This is a genomic window from Chromobacterium subtsugae, assembly GCF_001676875.1.
In the GTDB taxonomy this organism is placed as follows: Bacteria; Pseudomonadota; Gammaproteobacteria; order Burkholderiales; family Chromobacteriaceae; genus Chromobacterium; species Chromobacterium subtsugae.
This window is the reverse complement of the sequence record NZ_JYKA01000015.1, coordinates 82082-103199: the sequence shown is the minus strand read 5'-3', so window position 1 is coordinate 103199 and position 21118 is coordinate 82082. Positions and strand designations below refer to the sequence as shown.

The 21118-nt window shown below is 72.9% G+C and carries 3 protein-coding genes; all 3 read right to left on the bottom strand.

What is annotated here, in order from left to right; translation table 11 throughout:
- Positions 1–3435 (bottom strand): type I polyketide synthase (locus tag MY55_RS16735; RefSeq protein ID WP_167595307.1); only part of this gene is annotated, 3435 nt, incomplete at its 3' end.
- Positions 3436–3502: 67 nt separating this feature from the next.
- Positions 3503–10567, bottom strand: a complete 7065-nt coding sequence (locus MY55_RS16730; protein WP_065202744.1) for a non-ribosomal peptide synthetase — start codon at positions 10565–10567, stop codon at positions 3503–3505.
- Positions 10564–21114, bottom strand: coding sequence for a non-ribosomal peptide synthetase/type I polyketide synthase (locus tag MY55_RS16725; RefSeq protein WP_167595306.1), 10551 nt, complete (start codon positions 21112–21114; stop codon positions 10564–10566). The genes MY55_RS16730 and MY55_RS16725 overlap by 4 nt, the downstream gene beginning before the upstream one ends.
- Positions 21115–21118: the final 4 nt, after the last annotated feature.

Sequence of the window (21118 nt, the reverse complement as noted above, 5' to 3'; positions counted from 1 at the left end):
TGGAGCGGTGACGGTTTGGCCGGCGTAGCCGCTCAGCAGGGCGGCGATTTCCGCCAGGGTGGCGGCGCTGCGCAGCTCGTCGCTGGCGGAGGCGGCGGAGACGCCCAATGCGTCGCGGACGCTGGAGAGGATTTCCACGCGCTTGATGGAGTCGACGCCGAGGTCGGCTTCCAGGCGCATGTCCAGCGACAGCATGTCCACCGGGTAGCCGGTTTTGTCGGCGACGGTGGCCAGCAGCAGCTGGCTGATGTCGGCCGACGGCGCGGCGGTGGGGACCGGAGCCGCTTGGGCAGCCAGCGGCGCAGCGGCCGGAGCCTGTGGCGGCGCGATGGCGGGGGCTGCTTGGACGACGACCGGCTGAGGAGCCGCGCTCGCGGCGGCGGCCGGGCGCTGGCTGTCGAGGAAGGCCTGGTGCAGCGCGTGCACCTTGTCCTGGGCGCGGCGGATTTCCGCCAGCACTTCCGGCGCGGGCTGGCGTTCGGCCAGGATGCGCGCCAGCTCGGCCTGCTGCTGCAGGAAGCTCTGGTGCACCTGGGCCAGCAGCTGGGCGCTGTCGACGGCGGGTTCGGAGGCGGCGGCCGGCTGCGGAGCGGGCGCGGCGGCGGTTTTGTCGACTACCGGCCAGGCCGGCTGATTGGCGGTGCGGATGATATGGGCTCCTACTTGTATCGACAGCGGGCTGGCCGCCGGTTTGCGCGGGGCCGGCGAGGCCAGGCGCATCGCCTGTCCCAGCACGGCGAGCCGCAGGATCGCTTCCTGGATTTGCCGGCCGTCGTCGCCAGCCGGGTCGTGCGCCACCGGCAGGGCGATGTGCGCCCTGTCGCCGAGGATGTCGTCGACCATGCGGGTGAGGATCGCGCGCGGGCCGATTTCGATGAAGATCCGGCCGCCGGCCTGGTAGGCGGCTTCGATCTGCTGCTGGAAGCGCACCGCGTTGAACGGCTGCTGCGCCAGCAGCGAGCGGATGCCCTCGCTGTCAGCCGGGTAGGGCTGGGCGTTCAGATTGGCCAGCACCGGCATTTTGGGGGCCTGCAGCGGTATGTCGCGCAGCGCCGCCTGCCACGGCGCGGCGGCGTAGCCGACATGGCCGGTGTGGAAGGCGGCGGCCACCGCGATGCGGGTGGCCTGGATGCCGTGGCGCGCCAGTTCGGCGATGGCGCGCTCCAGCGCGGCGGCGTCGCCGCCGGCGACGGTCTGCTTCGGGCTGTTGTGGTTGGCCAGGTGGAGGCCGGGCAATTGCGCGGCCAGCGCCTGCAGCTGTTCGGCCGATGCCTGGATGGCGATCATGCCGCCGGCGTCGGCGCCGGCCGGGGGGGTCAGCGCGTCGCCGCGGGAGAGCACCGCGGCGCGGTAGCCGGCGTCGTCGAACACGCCGGCCGCCCACAGCGCGCTCAGTTCGCCGAAGCTGTGGCCCAGGGCCATTTTCGGCTGCAGGCCGGCGTCGCGCAGCACCGAGTAGGCGGCCATGCTGTAAGCGCCGATGGCGGTTTGCGCGTACAGGGTATGGGTGAGCGCGGCGCGCTGGGCGTCGGCGCGCTCGGCGCTGAAGGTGTCGGGCGCGAAGATCAGCTGCGACACCGGCGTGAAGCCGCGCTCGCGGCCGGCGTCGTCAAAGGCTTCGAAGTATTGCCGGACTTGCGGCTGGTCTATCAGCAGGCGCGAACCCATGCCCACGGTTTGCGAACCCTGGCCGCTGAACACCGCCACCACTTCGCCCGCCAGCGCCTGGCGGCGGTAGTGGACGCCGGTGGGCAGCGACCAGGCGTCCTGGTCGGGCCGCTTGTCCAGCATGTCGGCGGCGCTCTTCAGCAGTTCGGGCGCGGCGTCCAGCGAGCGGGCCAACAGGCCGACGCGGGCGGCCGCGGCTGGCGGCGGCGCGTCCGGCCACAGCGGCGCGCTGTGGTCGCCGGCTTGCAGCCGGTCGGCCAGTTCGCGGCAGCGGCGCGCCAGTTCCGCCGGGGTGTCGGCGCTCAGCAGCATGGGCGCGGCCGCGTGGTGGCTGGGGGCGGGGTGCTTGTCCTGGTATTCCTCGACCGCTACGTGCAGATTGGCGCCGCCGAAGCCGAACACGCTGACGCCGGCGCGGCGCGGGCCGTTGGCGGGAGCCAGCCACGGCCGGGCGCGGCGCGGCAGGTAGAAGGGGCCGTCCTGCTTCAGGCGCGCGTTGGGCGCCTGCACATTCAGCGTGGCCGGGATCACTTTGTGATAGAGCGCCAGCACGGTCTTGATCAGGCTGGCCGCGCCGGCGGCCGCCTTGGTGTGGCCGATCTGGGCCTTGACGCTGCCCAGCGCGATCGGCGCGGCGGCCTCGCCCAGCACGGCTTCCAGCGATTCGATCTCCACCGCGTCGCCGACCACGGTGCCGGTGGCGTGGGCTTCGATCAGGCCCACCGACAGCGGATCGAAGCCGGCGTCGGCGTAGGCGGCGCGCAGCGCGCGCATCTGGCCTTCGCTGCGCGGCGCGTAGATGGCGCCGCCGGCGGCGTCGGTGGAGGCGCCCAGGCCGCGGATCACGCCGTAGATGCGGTCGCCGTCGGCCTCGGCGTCTTCCAGCCGCTTGAGCACCAGCATGCCCACGCCTTCGGAAATCATGGTGCCGTCGGCGTCGGCGTCGAAGGAGCGCACCTTGCCGGTTTTGGACAGCGCCGGAGTTTTGCTGAAGCTGAGAAAGGCGACATTGGAATTGTCGGTGTCCACCCCGCCGGTGACCATGATGTCGGCGGCGCCGCTGCGCAGCTCCTGGCAGGCCAGCCGCACCGCGGCCAGCGAGCTGGCGCAGGCGGCGTCTACGGTATGGCTGGCGGCGCCCAGGCCGAAGCGGTTGGCGACGCGGCCGGCGACGACGTTGGCGAGAAAGCCGGGGAAGGTGTCTTCGGTCCAACTGGGGTAGTGGCTGCGCATCGCGCGCGCCACGCTGTCTATCAGCTGGTCGTCGACGCCGGCCTGGCGCAGCGTGTCTATCCACTTGGGGATTTCGCTGCGCTTGGCCATTTCCAGCGTCAGCTTCATGGTGGTGCCGGACACGCCGAGCACGATGCCGGAGCGGCTGTTGGGCAGCTTGCGGCCGGTCCCGGCCGGGTCCGGATTGTAGCCGGCGTCAAGCAGCGCTTGCCGTCCCACCGCCAGCGCGTACAGCTGGGCGGCGTCGGTGGAGCTGAGGACATTGGGCGGCAGGCCGAACAGCAGCGGGTCGAACGCCAGGTCGGGCACGAAGCCGCCGCGGTCGGAATAGGTGCGGTCCGGCGCGGCGGGGTCGGCGTCGAAATATTCATCCAGCGGCCAGCGGCTAGACGGAACCCGCTCCAGGCAGTCGGTTTCGTTGAGGATGTTGGTCCAGTAGTCGCTCAGGCTGTTGGCCTTGGGCATCAGGGCGGCCAGGCCTATCACCGCTATCGGCGCGGCGTGGTGGTTGCGGGGCGGAGTGTTGCTTGCCATGTCCATTTCTCTTGTGCAATTGGAAAAATCTGGTTTTTGGTTTGGGTGCTGCCTGGATGTAAGGTGCTCACACTGTCGCCGCCGCCTCCTTGTCTCGCGCCTGTCCCGCTTCCAGCGCGCTGTCCACGCACAGCACGATCCGCTTGGCCAGCTCCGCCGCGTGGGCGGAGGCCACCATAGAGATGTGGTCGCCCGGCGCCGCCGCCGTGATGCCGATTTCCCGGCACAGTCCGCCCCAGCCCAGGGTGGGGTCGTCGATGCCGTGTTCCTGTTCGCTGCGGATCACGCTGAGCGCGCCGTCCCAATAGGCCGGGCGATAGGCGGAAAACGCCGCGATGCTGTTTTGATAGGTGGCCAGCAAATCGTCTATCACCTGCCGCGACGCGCCGGCGGGCAAGGCCCCGGCGGCCTGGAAGCGCGCCAGCATCAAGGCGCGGCGCGCGTCGGACGGCAGCGGCTCCAGCTCTTCCGGCGCGAGGTCGATAGGCTGGCCGAAGTAGCTGCCGGCGGCGTCGGCGATGGAGACGATCCAGTCGATCTCGCCGAAGCCGGCGAATTCGTCGCCGCCGTTCGGCACCGGGGTGTCGATCAGCACCAGCGCGCCCACGGTCCGCCCCTGGCGGGCCAGCAGCCGCGCGGTTTCAAAGGCGATGGCGGAGCCGAAGGAGTGGCCGGCCAGCAGCACCGGGCCTTGCGGCTGGCGGCGTTCGATAGCCTGAGCCAGGTCGGCGGCCACGGCTTCTATCGTCAGCGCCGCGCCGCGGTCCACCATGTCCGGCTGCGCGCCTATCAGCGCGTAGCGCCCCTCCAGCGCCTGCGCCAGCTCCAGGTAAGCCAGCGGGTTGCCGCTGGCGCCCGGCATCAGGTACAGCGGCCGGCCCTGGTCGGCCAGCGGCAGCAGGCTGACGCCGCCTTGCAGCTCGTCGCCGGCCAGCAGCCGGGCCAGGCCGGCCACGGTAGGCTCGGCCAGGAAGGCGGTGAACGGCACGCGGCGGCCGAAGCGGGCGCGCAGCCGCGCCATCAGGTCCAGCGCCAGCAGCGAATGGCCGCCCAGCAGGAAGAAGTTGTCGTCCGCGCCTATCGGGCTGAGCGCGAACAGGTCTTCCCACAGCTTGGCGATCTCCAGCTCCAGCGCGGTGCGCGGCGGCTGCACCACGCGTTCCGGCTGGCGGCACAGCCGCGGCGGCTGCGGCGGCAGGGCGGCGCGCACGCCGTCCAGCGCGGCGCCTTCGTCGGCCAGCGCGGCCAGCAGGCGGATGAAGGCGTCCAGCAGGCGGGCCGCTTCCTCGGCCGGGATGTACTGGTTGTCGCAGACGAATTCGCAGCGCCAGCCGTCGCCCGGCATGATCAGCAGCGTGACCGGGAAGTGGGTGCGGGCGCCGCGGCCGGCCACCGACACCAGGCGCGCGCCGCCCTCGGCAACCGGCTGCTGCGGGGTGTTGGGGTAGTTTTCGAAAATGATCAGGGTGTCGCTCAGGCTGCGGCCCAGCGATAGCCCCGACCAGGCGTGGATGTCGCCGCCGGCGCACCATTCGTACTGCGAGCGCTCGGCGGCGTTGTCGCCCAGCTGTTCCAGCCAGCGCCAGGCGTCGCCGGCGGCGGGCACCGTCAGCCGCAGCGGCAGGCTGTTGATGAACAGGCCCACCCAGGCCTCGCTGCCTTCTATTTCGGTGGGGCGGCCGGACACGGTGGAGGCGAACACCACATCGTCCTGGCCGGAGGCCCAGGCCAGCGTCAGCGCCCAGGCGCCCTGGGCCAGCATCGCCGGGGTGATGCGGCGGCGGCGCGCCAGGGTTTCCAGCTTTTCGGCGCGGGTGGCGTCCAGGGTCTGGCGCAGGTCGGCATAGCCTTCGCCCGGCTCCAGTTCGGCATCGCGGCGGCCGGGCAGGCTGGGGGTGGCGGCGTCGGCCAGGTAGCGCCGCCAGAAGGCCGCCGCGGCCTCGCGGTCGCGGCTGGCCAGCCAGCGGGCGTGGTCGCGCGCGCTGGCGGGGGCGGCCTTGCCGCTGGCCGGCTCCAGCACTTCGGCCAGCAGCCGCGCCACGCTCCAGCCGTCCAGCAGCGCGTGGTGATAGGTCCAGACGAACAGCCAGCGCTCGTCGTCCAGGCGCATGGTGGCGAAACGCAGCGGCGCGGCGCTGCCGGCGAAGCCGGCGGCGGCGTCGACCGCCAGCCAGTCGCCTATCCGGCTTTCCGCGCCGGCGTCGGCGCGCCAGTCCAGGTGCTGCCAGCCGGCGGCGGCCTGGCGATGCACCACGCGCAGCGGTTCGCCGTCATGGCGCCAGATGAAGCCGCTGCGCAGCGTTTCGTGGCGGGCGATCAGGCCGCTCCACGCCGCTTCTAGCGCCGCCGGCTCCAGCGGGCCGGCGAAGGTGGCGACGAATTGCTCGACGTGCATGCCGCGGCCGGGGTGGGCCAGATTTTCCAGCAGCATGCCGCGCTGCTGGGCGCTGACGGGCAGCAGGTCGTCCAGCGCCGGCGCCGCCAGCTGGTGCTCGGCCAGCAGATCGTCCAGCTCGCGCTGGCTGGCTATGCCGGACAGCGGGAAGTCGCAGGGGGCGCGGCCGCCGGCGGTTTCGGCGTCGGCCAGCGCGGCCAGGGCCAGCAGATTGGCGCGGGCGGCGTCCACCCAGGCGGCGATGGTGGCGCGCTCGAACTGTTCGGCGCTGTGGCGGAAGTCCACCCGCAGGCCGTCGGCGTCGACGCTGGCGACGATTTCCAGCGCGTAGGGACGCGCGCCGGCGGGATCGGTGCAGACGCCGCTGTCGGCGTCCAGCGGCCGGAACGGGCCGCCCGGCGGCAGGGTGTTGTCGAAGCGCCCGAGGTAGTTGAACGCCACCGCCGGCGCGCGGCCGTCGCCATTGCGCATCCGGCGCGGCGCGGTGCGCGCCGCCTGCTTGACTGCCAGCAAGGCCTGGCCCGGCGTTTGCGCCGCGGCGAGATCCAGCCGCACCGCGGCGATGGCGGTGAACCAGCCGACTGTGCCGGACAGGTCGATGCCGTCCGCCTCGCGGCCGTGCCGCTCCAGCGCCACCGTCAGCGCGTCGCGGCCGAAGGCGTCGCGCAGGCCCAGCATGATGGCGGCCAGCAGCAGCTCGGTCGGCTCGGTGCGGTAGGGCGCGTTGGCCGGCCCCAGCAACTGGGTAGCGGCATCCGGCGGCAGCAGCAGGCTGGCGATGGCGGTTTGCGATTCCAGATTGCCGCCTTGCGGATGGTCCAATGGCGGCAGGGCGGGAGCGGTTTCGGCGGCGGCCGGCTCGGCGTCCGGCTCGGCGTCCGGCTGTTCCGCCAGGTGGGCGGCCCAGTCGCACAGGCCCAGCGCCGGCGGCGTCAGCGCGCGGCCTTGCAGCGCCAGCGCCAGGTCTTCCAGCAGGATGCGCCAGGACACGCCGTCCACCACCAGGTGGTGGGCGATCAGCACCAGCTGCGGCCAGTCGCCCAGGCCCTCCAGCAGCAGCGCGGTCCATACCGGGCCATGCTCGATGTCCAGGCTGCGCTGGGCGGCGGCGATGCGTTCGCCGGCCTGTTCCTCGCCGGCGACCCGCTCGCGGCGCAAGCGCGGGCTGGCGGCGGCCGCGGGCAGTTGGCGCCAGCCGCCGGCATCGGGGCTGAAGCGCAGGCGCAACGCGTCGTGGGTTTGCTCCAGCGCGGCCAGCGCGGTTTCCAGGCGCTCGGCCGCGGCCGGCTCCAGCGCCAACCGCAGCGCCTGGTTCCAGTGGTTGCGGTTGGCGAGCGGCAGCTGGAAGAACCAGTTCTGGATCGGCGTGAGCGGCAGCGGCTGCGAGAACTCGCGCCGGGCCAGGGTTTTCGCCTTGCGGCGCAGCAGGCGGCTTTGCGCGCGCAAGGTGGGATGGCGCAGCATGTCCTGCGGCCGCAGTTCCCACTCTTGCCGGGTCAGGCGCATCGCCACCTGCATCGCCATGATGGAGTCGCCGCCCAGCTCGTAGAAGTTGTCGTCCAGGCCGATGCGCTCCGCCTGCAGCACATCGCGCCAGATCGCCGCCAGCAGGCGCGCTTCGGCGCTGGCCGGCTCCTGGCCGGCCGAGCTTTCCACGGCAGGCTGCGGCAGCGCGCGGCGGTCCAGCTTGCCGTTGCGGGTCAGCGGCAGCGCGTCCAGCGCCACCAGCGCGCCGGGGATCATGTGTTCAGGCAGGCGTTCGGCCAGGAAATCGCGGATATCGTCCAGGCTCAGCGGCGCGGACGCCACCACGTAGGCCACTAGGCGCTGGATGCCGCCTTGCTTTTGCGGCTCCACCGCCGCTTGCGAGATGGCCGGGTGCTCCTGCAGATGCGCTTCGATTTCCGCGGGCTCGATGCGGAAGCCGCGGATCTTCACCTGGCGGTCGGCCCGGCCCATGAATTCCAGCAAACCGTCGGCGCGCCGGCGCACCAGGTCGCCGCTGCGGTACATGCGGGCGCCGGGCGCGGCGTTGAACGGATCGGGGAGGAAGCGTTCGGCGGTGAGGTCCGGGCGATTGATGTAGCCGGCGGAGACGCCGGCCCCGCCGATGTACAGCTCGCCGGCGGCGCCGGCCGGCACCGGCTCGCGCCGGCTGTCCAGGATGTAGAGCCTGGCGTCGCCGTGGGCGCCGCCCAGCGGCACCGAGCGGGCGTCGGGGCCGACATCGGCCGGCAGGATGCGGTGGAGGGTGGCGAAGACCGTGGTTTCGGTCGGGCCGTAGGCGTTGTATACCCGCGCCGGGCCGTTTTGCGCCAGCACCGCGCGCGCCGCGGCCACCGACAGCCTGTCGCCGCCGCTCAGCAGGTAGTCCAGCCGCGACAGCGCCGCCGGATGGGCCTCGCACATCTGGTGGAACAGGCCGGCGGTCAGCCAGCAGACATTGACGCCCCGGCTCTCGATCAATTCAGCCAGCGCGTCCAGGCTGGGCAGGCCGGGCGGGGCGATCACCAGCCGGGCGCCGATCAACAGCGCGCTCCAGATCTCGATCACCGACGCGTCGAAGCCGGACGGCGCGAACTGCAGGAAAACTTCGCGGCCGCTGCCCGGCGTGGTCGGCATGTTGGCGACGAAATGCAGCGCGTTGGCGTGGCTGACCACCACGCCCTTGGGGCGGCCGGTGGAGCCAGAGGTGAACATCACGTAGGCGGGCGAGGCGGGGTCTATGGCGGGCAGTTCGGCGCCATCATCGCCATTCGCGGCGGCGCGGGCGTCGAAGGCCGCGGCGAAGCTGCCGGCCAGCGCGGCGCCGGCGTCGTCGCTGAACACCAGGCGCGCCGCGCCGGAATCTTCCAGCATTTCCTGGACGCGGGACGGCGGCAGGTCGGGCGCCAGCGGCATGTAGCCGCCGCCGGCGGCCAGGATGGCCAGCATGCCGACGATGAAGTCGCCGGAGCGATCGCCGGCCAGCGCGACGATTTCACCCGGACGGACGCCGGCGCGGCGCAGGCTGCCGGCCAACGCTTGCGCCCGGTCGCGCAGCGCGCCGTAGCTGAGCCCAGTGTCGGGGCCGGCGTGCTGCCATTGCGCGGGCAGCGTCAGGGCGGGGCGCTCGGGATGGGCGTCGGCCGCCTGCAGGAAGCGCCGCCAGAGATCGCCGGCACCGTCCCAGGCCTTAGGACTGCGCGGCGGGGCCAGCAGAGCCCGGCGCTCGTCCGCGTCCAGCATGGCCAGTTCGGACAGCGGCAGCTCCGGCGCCGCCACCGCGGCGGCGGCCAGGCGCACCAGGTGATTCAGCAATTGCCGCATGGCCGGCTGGTCGAAGCGGGCGGTGCTGTACTCCAGCGCCAGCGCCAGGCGGTCGTCGGCTTCGTCCACTGCCAGGAACAGCTCGAACTTGGCGGTATGGCCGGCGATCGGCAGCGGCTGGACTTCCAGGCCGATGAAGTCCAGCCGGTTTTTCACCGCGTTCTGCAGCGCGATCATCACCTGGAACAGCGCCGGCCGGGCATCGGGCGCCACGGCTTCGGCCAGGATGCGTTCGGCCGGCACCTCGGCGTGGGAGAAGGCTTCGGCTGCGGCGCCGGCCACGCGCCGCAGCAACTGCAGGAAGGAGGGATTGCCGTCCAGATCCAGCCGCAGCGGCAGGCGGCCGGCGAACAGGCCGATCACGTCTTGCAGCTCGGCGCGGCTGCGGCCGGCGATGGCGGTGCCCAGGGTCAGGTCGGTTTCGCCGGTGTAGCGGTGCAGCAGCGCGGCGAAGGCGGCGGCCAGCGCGCTGAACAGCGTGGTGCCGCTCTGCTTGGCCAGCTGGCGCAGGCCGTTGGCGGTGGCGGCCGGCAGTTCGGCGTGCAGCTCGGCGCCGGCGAAATCGACATCGGGCGCAGCCGCGCGGTCACTGGGCAGCTCAAGCGGCGCCGGCAGGTCGGCCAGCGCGCGGCGCCAGTAGTCCAGATCGGCGCGGTCGCCGCCCTGGCTGCGGCGCGCGTCCTGCCACAGCGCGAAGTCGGGATAGCCGAGCGGAACCGGGCCCAGGTCGGCGGGGGCGGAGTCCGGACGGTAGAGCCGGCTCAGCTCCCGCACCATGATGTCTATGCTCCAGCCGTCGGACATGATGTGGTGCGGCGTCAGGATCAGCACATGGTTGTCGGCCGCCAGGCGCAGCAGACGGGCGCGCAGCAGCGGCGGCGTAGCCAGATCGAAGGCCTGCTCGGCTTCGGCGGCCAGCTGCGCCGCAACGCTGGCTTCGCGGCCGGCCTGGCCTTGCGCGGACAGGTCGGTCAGCGGCAGCTCGAAGCGCACGTCCGGCAACGCCACCTGCATCGGGACGTCGTCCACCAGCCTGATCGCGCAGCGCAGCGCCTCGTGGCGGTTCACCAGCGCCTGCAGCGCGGCGCGCAGCGCATCCACGTCCAGCGCGCCGCGCAGGCTGAGGGCGCCGGGAATCAGGAAGGCGTGGCCGCCGCCGTTTTGTTCGGCCATCCACACCGAGTGCTGCTGCGGCGACAGCGGCACCGGCTGGCCGGCTGGCATGTCGCGGCGGACGATGGCGGTTTCCGCCGCCGCGTCCTTGTCCAGCAGCGCCAGCAAGGCGTCGCGGCGCGCCGCCAGTTCGGCTTTCAGCGGTTCGGTCAACCGGCCTTTGGGGGCGCGAAAGCGCAATTGGCCTTGCTCCGCCCAGACGCTGATGCCCAGGGTGTTCAGTTCGGCCAGCAGGCGTATCGCTTCGGCGCTCATAGTGCTCCCTCCTCGTATTCTTCCGCGTCGTCGGCGACGGCTGCGGCACCGCCTTGCAGCGCGGCGATGGCGGCGGCCAGCAGCCGCACGGTCGGCGCCTGCAGCACCAGACCGACCGACAGCGGCAGTCCGGTGGCGCCGCGCAGCTTGGCGATGACGCGGGTGGCGACCAGGCTGTCGCCGCCCAGTTCAAAGAAATTGTCGTCCGGGCCGATGGCGGGCAGGGCCAGGGTCTCGGCCAGGGTCTGCGCGACGATGGCCTCGGCGGGATTGGCGTAGCCGGCGATGTCCACCGGCGCGGCGGGAGCCGCGTCGGTTTCGCCGCCGCCCTGGGTCCAGCGCGCCAGCCGCTCCTGCAGCTGGCCGGCGCTGGCCAGCACCCGTCCGCTCAGTCCGGCGGCGATGGCTTGTTCGGCCAGCGCCACGCCTTGCGCTGCGCTCAGCGCCGCATCCTTGCCGGCCGGCTCGTCGAAGCGCCAGCCGTCGAAGGCCAGCGCCAGCCAGCGGGTGTCGCCGCTGCGGCTTTGCCGTTCGGCGAACACTTCCAGCCAGCGGTTGCCGGCGGCGTAGGCGGCGAAGCCCAGGCCGCCCAGCACGGTGGACAGCGACGAGCACAGCAGCACGTGGTCCAGCGGCAGGCCTTGCAGCGCCTCGGCCAGATGGAGGCTGCCGTCGCGCTTGGCGGCCCAGATGGCGGCGCTTTCCGCGGCGTCGGTTTCCAGGATCGGGCGGTGGGCGGCGTCGCCGGCGATGCCGGCGGCGTGGATGACCGCGTCAAGCCGGCCGAAGCGCGCCAGCGCGGCTTCCACCGCCTGGCGGGCGACGCCGGGTTCGGCGATGTCGCCGGCCAGCGGCAGCACCTCGGCGCCCAGCGCGCGCAATTCCAGCAGGCGCGGATCGTCGTCGGCCGGGATGCGCCGGCCCAGCAGCGCGAGTTTGGCGGCGCCGGCGCCGGCCAGGCGGCGGGCGAAGGCCATGCCGACATTGCCGAAGCCGCCGGTGATCAGCGTGACGGCGCCCGCCTGAGCCGCAGTGGCGGCCGGAACATCCAGCGGGCAGAGGCTGGGCGCGCGGCGGCGGCCGTCGCTCAGCACCAGCACCGCGGGACCGGAGGCCAGGCATTCATCGGCCAGCGCGGCCAATTGGCGCGGCCGCCGCGCCGGATCGCCGCCGGCCAGGTCTACCTGGCGCAGCGACAGTTCGGGCAGCTCCTGGCCGATTGCCAGCGCGGCGGCGGCGGTCATCGCGGCGTCGGCGTCGGCGTTTTCGTCGTCCAGCTGCGCGTTGCGGGTGACCACCAGCAGGCGGGCCGGTTGGCTGGCCAGCTGCCCGGCCAGCCGCGCCAGCGCGTCGAAATCGGGCGTCAGCGCCACCAGAAGCTCTATGTCGCGCTGCGCGGGCAGCTCGCGCCAGCAATGGGCTTCCACGCCGCGGGCGCGCAGCTTTTCCGCCAGCGCGCCGGCCAGCGCGGCATCGCCGCCGAGGATGGCGGCGCGGCGCAGCGGCCGCAGCTCCGGCGCTTCGGCGTAGCGCCAGTCCAGCAGCGCCAGGTGCGCGCCGCTGCGGCCTTGAACCGGCGCGGCGGCGTTTTGCGCCAGCCAGTGGCGTTTGCGGTTGAACGGATAGGTAGGCAGCGGCACGCGGCGCGGCGGCGCGTCATGCTGCAGCGCGCGCCAGTCCGGCGCGCAACCGGCCTGCCACAGCTGGCCGACGGCGGCCAAGAGCGCGCGGCGGCCGTTTTCGGCGCCGGCTTGCGGCAGCGCGGCGACGGCGGCGACGCCGGCCTGGCGGGCGAAGGCGGCCAAGGTGCGGCCAGGGCCGACCTCCAGCACCAGCGCGCCGCGCAGCCGCGCCTGTTCCAGCGCCTGGGCGAACAGCACCGGCTGGCGGATCTGCCGCGCCCAGCGGCCGGCGTCCAGCGCGTCTTCGGCGCTCAGCCAGCCGCCGCTCAGGTTGGTGAGGATGGGCTGGCTGGGAGCGGCGGTCTGCAGGTTGTCCAGCTGGCGGGAGAATTCCGCCGCGGCTTGGTCCATCAACTGCGAGTGGAAGGCGTAGCCGGTGTCCAGGCGCTGATGGTCGATGCCTTGCCCGCGTAGCGCGTCGGCGAAACGGTCCACCGCGTCTGCCGGTCCGGCGACCACGGTCAGCTCCGGCGCGTTGCAGGCGGCGATGGCCAGCTCCGCCGGCAGCATCGCCCGCAGCGCGTCGGCGGACAGCGCCACCTGCAGCATGCCGCCGGCCGGGCTGTCGTGCATCAGCCGGCCGCGCAGCGCCACCAGCCGCAGCGCGTCGCCCAGTTGCAGCATGCCGGCCAGCGCGGCGGCGCTGATTTCGCCCAGGCTGTGGCCGACCAGCGCGCTGGGGCGCAGGCCCCAGGCCTGCAGCAGCGTGGCCAGCGCGTATTCCATGATGAACAGCGCCGGCTGGGCGATGTCGGTGCGGGCCAGCAGCGCGTCGGCGTCGGCCGGCGGCTGCGGCGAGAACACCGCCGCGCGCAGGGTGGCGGCCAGTTCGCGGTCCAGCAGCGCGAGGCAGGTTTCCACCGTCTGGCGGAACAGCGGCTCTTCGGCGAACAGGCCCGCGCCCATCGCCGCACGCTGGCTGCCCTGGCCGGGGAAGGCGAACCACAGCTCCGGCGCGGCGGCGGCGTCGCGCGGCGGCGTCGCGGCGGCCAGCGCCTCGGCGGCGGAGGCGGCGTCGCTTGCCGCTACCGCCAAGCGCCACGGCAGTTCGCGGCGGCCGGTCTGCAGCGTCCAGGCGATGGCCGCCAGATCGGCGCCAGGCTGCGCCAGCGCGGTTTGCAAGCGCTCGCTCAGGCGCGCCAGGCTGGCGCCGTCGTTGGCGGACAGCGTGAGGAGCTGCGCGCTGGTCTGGATCGCCGCCGCCTCGGTGCGCGGCGGCTGCTCGACGATGCAGTGGGCGTTGGTGCCGCCAATGCCGAAGGAGCTGACGCCGGCGCGGCGCGGACGGCCGTCCGGCTGCCAGTCCTGGGCGGCGGTGGCCACCTGGAAGCGGCTGGCGGTTTCGGCCAGCAGCGCGTTCGGTTGTTCGACATGCAGGCTGGCCGGGATGACGCCGCGCTCCACGGTCAGCGCCGCCTTGATCAGGCCGGCGACGCCGGCGGCGGCGTCGAGGTGGCCGATGCCGGACTTGAGCGAGCCTATCAGGCAGGCGCCGCCGTCCTTGCCCAGCGCAGCGTTGAGGGCGCTCAGCTCCACCTGGTCGCCCAGGCGGGTGCCGGTGCCGTGGGTTTCGACGTAGCCGATGTCCTCGCCGCGCAGGCCGGCGTTCTGCAGCGCGGCGCGCAGCACGTTTTCCTGGCCGGCGATGGACGGCGCGGAGAAGCCCACCTTGTCGTCGCCGTCGTTGTTGATGGCGATGCCGCGGATCACCGCGCGGATGGGGTCGCCGTCGGCCAGCGCGCGCGACAGGCGCTTGAGCACCACCAGGCCGGCGCCGTTGCCGGGCACGGTGCCGGCGGCGGCGTTGTCGAAGGCGCGGCAGCGGCCGTCCGGCGACAGGATGGAGCCTTCCTCGTACAGGTAGCCCACCCGTTGCGGCACGGCCACCGAGATGCCGCCGGCCAGCGCGGCGTCGCATTCGCCGGACAGCACAGAGCGTATCGCCAGCGATACCGCCACCAGCGAGGTGGAGCAGGCGGTCTGCACGCCGATGGCCGGGCCGGTCAGGCCCAGCTTGTAGGCGGCGCGGCTGGCCAGGTAGTCCTTGTCGTTGGAGAACAGCGCGCGCAGCAGCTCGCTATCGGCCAGCGTGAGGTTTTTCAGCGCGCCCAGCGCGTAAGTGCTGACCGAGCCGCCGGCGAACATGCCGATGCGGCCGCCGGCGCGCGCCGGGTCGAGGCCGGCGCTTTCCAGCGCCTCCCAGGCGGTTTCCAGCAGCAGCCGGCCTTGCGGGTCGATCAGCGCGGCGTCGGCCGGGCTGTAGCCGAACAGCTTTTCGTCGAACTGGTCTATGCCTTCCAGCACGCCGGAGAAGGGCACGTAGCCGGGATGGTCCAGCAGCGCCGGGTCGGCGCCGTCGGTCAGGGCTTCCTCGCGGCTGATCTCGCGCACGCCGCTGCGGCCGGCCAGCAGGTTGTCCCACAGCGCCTCGACGCTGTCTGCGCCCGGGAAGCGGCCGGCCATGCCGATGATGGCGATGGCGTCGTCGCCTTCGGCGCGGCGCGGCGCGGCGGCCAGCGGCGCGGCCTGGTCCTGGCCGCCGGGGGCCAGGTGGGCGGCCAGCGCGGCGATGGTCGGGTGGCGCAGCAGATCCACCAGCGCCGGGGCCGGCTGGTACAAGGCCTTCAGCCGCGAATGCACCTTGATCATCAGCAGCGAATTGCCGCCGGCTTCGAAGAAGTTGGCGCGGGTGTCGATGGAGGCGAGACCCAGCACTTCGCACCAGATCGCTGCCAGCTGGCGCTCCACCTCGCCCAGCGGGCTATGGCCGGCGGCGGGGGCCGCCGCTTGCGCCAGCTGGGCCAGCAGGGCGCGGCGGTCGGTCTTGCCGCTGCTGGTGAGCGGGAAGCCGGGCAGCGGCAGGATGGTTGACGGGATCATGATTTCCGGCAGGCGGGAGGCGATCTCGCGGCGCAGCGCGGCCACGTCGATGCCGCCGTCCGGCGCCAGCAGGAAGGCGACCAGGCGCTGCGATTCGGCGTCGGCGCCGGCCACCAGCACGGTGGCGTCGCTGACGCCCGGATGCTGGCGCAGCACCGATTCGATCTCGCCCAGCTCGATGCGGAAGCCGCGCAGCTTGATCTGGTTGTCGCGGCGGCCGACGTATTCGATCCAGCCGCCGTCGCACCAGCGGCCGATGTCGCCGCTGCGGTAGAGCAGGCCGCCCGGGCGGTGGTCCAGCGTGTCGGGCAGGAAGCGCTCGGCGCTCAGTTCAGGCCGGTTCAGGTAGCCGTGCGCCACCTGGACGCCGGCGATGCAGATTTCGCCGGGCACGCCCACCGGCATCTCCATGCCGTTTTCGTCGAGGATGTGGACGCGGCTGTTGGCGATCGGGCGGCCGATGGGCAGCGGCTGGCCGCGCTCGATCGGCGCGCACGGCCACATGGTCATCTCGATGCAGGTTTCGGTGGGGCCGTACATATTGAACAGCCGGGCGTGGCGGGTCCAGTCGTGGAAACGATCGCGCAACTGCGGCGGCAGCGTTTCGCCGCTGGTGAACACCTGGCGCAGCGAGGCGCAGCGCGCGGCGTCGACCTCGGCCAGGAAGATGGCCAGCATCGACGGCACGAAATGCATGTGGGTGATGCCGCTTTTCTCGATCAGCGCGCTCAGGTATTCGTGGTCGCGCTGGCCGCCCTGGCGGGCCATCACCAGCGTGGCGCCGTTGGCCAGCGGCCAGAAGAATTCCCATACCGACACGTCGAAGCTGGCGCTGGTTTTCTGCAGCACCTTGTCGCCGGCCGCCAGGCCGAAGGCCGACTGGCCCCACAGCAGGCGGTTGACCACGCCGACGTGCGGCACCAGCACGCCCTTGGGCTTGCCGGTGGAGCCAGAGGTGTAGATCACGTAGGCCAGGTCGTCGACGCTGCGCGCGATTGCCGGCAGCGCTTCGGTTTCAGGCCCGGCCTCGTCCACCGGGACGACCTCCGGCAGCGGGGCGCTCAGCCAGCCGGTGCTGCCCGGATAGGCGACGATGGCGACCGGCGCGGCGTCTTCGACGATGTAGGACAGGCGCTCATGCGGCAGGTCGGGGTCGAGCGGCAGGTAGCCGGCGCCGCTGCGCAGGATGCCGACCAGCGCCATCGGCAGGTCCTGGCCGCGCGGCAGATGCACCGCCACCAGCTTGCCGGGGCCGGCGCCCAGCCGGCGCAGGCGGACGGCCAGCGCGTCGGCGCGCGCCATCAGCGCGGCGTAGTCCAGCGCGCCGTCCTCGGCTTCTACCGCGCAGGCATGCGGGGTGCGCCGCGCCTGTTCGGCGATCAGGGTGTCGATGTGGACGGCGGGGCCGAAGTCGACGTCGGTGTGGTTCCAGGCCGCCATCAGCTCGCGGTCGTGGTCGTTGACGATGGGCGCGAGCCACAGCGAGCGCGCCGGGTCGGCGCCGGCCTCCAGCAGCATCTGCAGCGCCGCGCCCATGCGGGCGATGTGGCGCGGCGCGAACAGGTCGGTCCGGTACACCAGGCTGGCGACGATGTCGGTCCCGTCGTCCTCCACATACAGCCCCAGTTCGAACTGGGCGGCGCCGGCGTCCACCGCCAGCGTCTCCATTTGCAGGCCTTCCACCGCGTGGCGGCCGTGGTCGGTGTGCTGGTAGTTGAACAGCACCTGGAACAACGGCGTGCGGTCGGCGTCGTGGGCCGGGCGCAGCTCGTCCACCAGGCGCTTGAACGGCAGGCCCTGGTGGGCGAACGCCGCCAGGCTGCTCGCCTTGACGCGCTCCAGCAGCGACAGGAAGCCGCAGTCGCCGGACAGGTCGGCGCGCAGCGCCAGCGTGTTGACGAAGCAGCCGACCGTGTCGTGCACGTCGAGGCCGTCGCGGCCGGACACCGGCACGCCGACGGCGAAGTCGCGCTGGCCGCTCCAGCGCGCCAGCAGCATCTGGAACGCCGCCAGCATCACCATGAAGCGGCTGGCGCCGGCCTGTTGCGCCAGCTTGTCCATCTGGGCGCGCAGCGCGGCCGGCAGGGTGAAGCGGTATTCGGCGGCGGCGTTGTCGGTTTGCGGCGGACGGGCGTGGTCCAGCGGCAGCTCCAGCGCCGGCACGTCGGCCAGCGCCTGGCGCCAGTAAGCGAGATCGTCCTGGCTTTGCTCGTCGCGCAGGCGGGCGGCCTCGGCGCGGGCGTAGTCGGCGTAGCTGGGCGCGGCGGGCAGGTCCGGAGCCCGGCCGGCGGCCAGAGCGGCGTAGATCTGCGCCAGCTCGCGCCACAGGATGCCGATGGACCAGCCGTCGGCGACGATGTGGTGCAGCGACAGGCTGAGCGCGTGGCTTTGCGGCGCCAGCGCGAACAGCCGCGCGCGCAGCAGCGGCGCCTGGGTCAGGTCGAACGGCGTGCGGGCCTCGGCCTCCAGCCGGGCGCGCAGCATCCGCTGGCGGGCGTCCTCGTCCAGTTGGCTCAGGTCTTCCAGCGGCAAGGCCAGCGGCGCGGCCGGCTGGGCAAACTGGCGCGGTTCGCCGTCGATCTGGTCGAAGCGGCTGCGCAGGATTTCATGGCGCTGCAGCAGGATGTCCAGCGTGCGCCGCAGCAATTCGGGCTGCAGCGGGCCGTCGATGCGGATGGCGCCGGACAGCACGTAGGCGGTGTTGGCGGGCGCCAATTGGTGAATGAACCACATGCCGGTTTGCGCAGCCGACAGCGGCGCGCCGGCTGCGGCGTCGACCGGCGCGGCGGCCGGCGTCTCGGCCGGCGCGCGCAGCGAGGCCTGCGCCGCTTCGATGCGGGCGGCCAGCGCGCGCAGCGCCGGCGAATCGAACAGCGTGGTCATCGGCAGGCGGATGCCGAAGCGCTTGCCCAGCCGCGAGGCGACGCGGGTGGCCAGCAGCGAGTGGCCGCCCAGTGCGAAGAAATCGTCGTGGCGGCCCACCCGGTCGATGGCGAACAGCTCCTGCCACAATTCTGCGATGGCGGTTTCAATCTCGCCCTGCGGCGCTTCGTAGGCCTGCAGCGCCAGGTCTTGCTGGCCGACCGCCGGCAGCGCGCGGCGGTCCACCTTGCCGTTGGGCGTCATCGGCAGCGCGTCCAGGGTGACGAAGGCGCTGGGCAGCATCACTTCAGCCAAGGTGCGCGCCAGCTCTTCGCGCAGTTGCGCGGCGGTGGGGGCGGCGCCGGCCGCCGGCACCAGGTAAGCCACCAGGCGCTTGTCGCCCGGGGTGTCCTCGCGCACGACCACCACCGCGTCGCGCACGCCGTCGCAGCGGCACAGCTGGGCTTCTATCTCGCCCAGCTCCAGCCGCTGGCCGCGGATCTTCACTTGCAGGTCGTTGCGGCCCAGATATTGCAGCGAGCCGTCGGGCAGCCAGCGGCCCAGGTCGCCGCTGCGGTACATGCGCTCGCCCGGGCGGAAGGGGTCGGCCAGGAAGCGTTCGGCGTTCAGCTCGGGCCGGTTCAGATAGCCGCGGGTCACGCAATCGCCGGCGATATAGAGTTCGCCGACTTCGCCCGGCGCCAGCAGGCGGCCTGCCTCGTCCAGCAGGTAGACGCGGGTGTTGGCCATCGGCCGGCCGATGTGCGGCATGTCGCCGGCCTCGTGCAATTCGCAGTAGGTGGAGTCCACCGTGCACTCGGTCGGGCCGTAGGTGTTGTAGATGAAGCAATCGTCGATGGCGCGCAGCCGGTTCCAGGTGTGCTCGGAAATGGCTTCGCCGCCGATCAGCACGCAGCGCGGCACGTGGCCGCCGTCGCCGAAGCCGGCGGCCAGCAGCGGCTCCATGATCGCCGGCGTGCAGTCCAGCGCGTCCAGCCGGTGTTCGCGGATGAAGGCCAGCAGCGCCGGCGCGTCGGCGCGCAGCTCGTTGGGGATGATGTACAGGCAGTGGCCGCTCAGCAGCTGCAGCAGCGGCTCCAGCGAGGCGTCGAACGATATCGGGGCGTTCAGGCTGTGGCGGCTGCCCGGCGGCAGTGCGGCCAGCAGCGGCTGCAACGCCGCCTGCAGATTGAGCAGCGAGCGGTGTTCCACCATCACGCCCTTGGGCCGGCCGGTAGAGCCGGAGGTGTAGAGCACGTAGGCGAGGTGGTCGGGGCGCAGGCCGATCTCGGCGTCGTCCGGGTCGCTGTCCGGCAGCTGCGCCAGCGCGGCGGCGAGCTCGGCCGAATCCAGCGCCAGAACGCGCGCGGCGGCGCCGGCCAGGCGCGGCGCCAGCTCGCTTTCGGTCAGCACGATCTGCGCGCCGCTGTCGGCGAGCATGAATTCCAGCCGCTCCTGCGGGTAGACCGGGTCGAGCGGCACGTAGGCGCCGCCGGCCTTCAGCACCGCCCACAGCGCGATCAGCTGGTCGAAGCCGCGCTCGAAATGCAGCGCCACGCGGCTGTCGGGCATCACGCCCAGCGCGCGCAGATGATGCGCCAGCCGGTTGGCGCGGCGGTTGAGCTCGGCGAAGTCCATTTGCCTGCCGTCATGCCACAGCGCCGGCGCGGCCGGCGTTTGCGCGGCCTGGCGGGCCAGCTGGGCATGCAGGAGCGGCGCGCCGGGCAACGCGAGCGCGGTGTCGTTGAAACGGTCCAGCTGTTCGCGCTCGGCGTCGCTGGCCAGGCGCTGGGCCGGCGCGGCGGCGAGCAGGGCGCGCAAGGGCTGGGCGCGGGCGGCGGGCAGTTGCGCCAGCAGGGCGGCGTAACGCTCGGCCAGCCAGGCGATGGTTTCGGCGCGGAACAGCGCGCCGTCGTAGTCCAGCGTCAGCGCGTAGCCATCGCCGGTTTCGTCGACTTCCAGCGACAGGTCGGCCTTGGCGTCGCCGTCCGGCAACGATAGCGTTTCGGCTTGCAGGCCGGCCATGTCCAGCGGCAGCGCCGGCGGGTTCAGCGAGAACATGGTCTGGATCAGCGGCGTGCGGCTGCGGTCCTGCGGCCGGCGCAGGCGCTGCACCAGGCGGTCGAAAGGCGCGCCGGAGAAGGCCAGCGAATCGCGCCAGACGTCGCGCATGGAGAGCAGAACCTGGTCGACGCTGGGGTCGCCCTCCAGCTTGAAGCGCAGCGCCGAGGTTTCGGCGAACATGCCCACCACTTCGGCCAGCGCGGGGTCGTTGCGCGCGCTGACCGGGCTGCCGATGGCGAAATCGTCCTGGCCGCTCCAGCCGGCCAGGGTCATGCCCCAAGCGGCGAGCAGCACGGCGAACGGCGTGGTTTCCAGCTCGCGCGCAAGCGCGGCCATCGCGTCGCGGACGGCGGCGGGCAGATGGGCCTCATGGCGCGCGCCCCTGGCCTCGCGCAGCGCGGGGCGGGGGAAGTCGGTTGGCGGCTGCAGATCGGGCACGCCGGCCAGCCGCGCTTCCCAGGCCGCCAGCAGCGCCTCGCTGGCTGGACTGGCCAGCTGCTCCTGCTGCCATTCGGCGAAGTCGGCGAACTGCAGCGGCAGCTCGGCCAGCGCCGGCTGGGCCGGGTCTTGCCGATGGGCGTAGGCGCGGGCCAGGTCCTGCATCAGCAGGCCCAGCGACGGGCCGTCGCAGACGATGTGGTGGATGGCCAGCGCCAGCAGCCAGTCGTCGTCGGCCAGGCGGAACAGCGCCGCGCGCAGCAGCGGCGGCTTTTCCAGCGCGAAGGGGCGGCGCGCCAGCTCGGCGGCGGCGTCCATGGCCTGGCGCAGCGCTTCTTCTCTGGGCAGCGCGCCCAGATCGACGCGCGCCAGCGGCAGCGAGGCGGCGGGTTCGATCGCCTGCATCGGCACGCCGTCGACGTCGACGAAGCCGGTGCGCAGGGTTTCGTGCCGCACCAGGCAGTCGTCCAGCGCCTGCTGCAGCGCCTCGGGCCGCATCGGGCCGGACAGGCGCAGCGCGCCGGCGATGGTGTAGTTGCTGCGTTCGCCCTCCAGGCCGCATACCAGCCACAAGCGTTGTTGCGCCGCCGACGCGTCGCACAGGAAAACTTCGTGAGCCATGCTG

Coding starts and splice junctions, on each gene's coding strand:
- MY55_RS16730 (WP_065202744.1), bottom strand. CDS start 10,567: ATGAGCGCCGAAGCGATACGCCTGCTGGCCGAACTGAACACCCTGGGC.
- MY55_RS16725 (WP_167595306.1), bottom strand. CDS start 21,114: ATGGCTCACGAAGTTTTCCTGTGCGACGCGTCGGCGGCGCAACAACGC.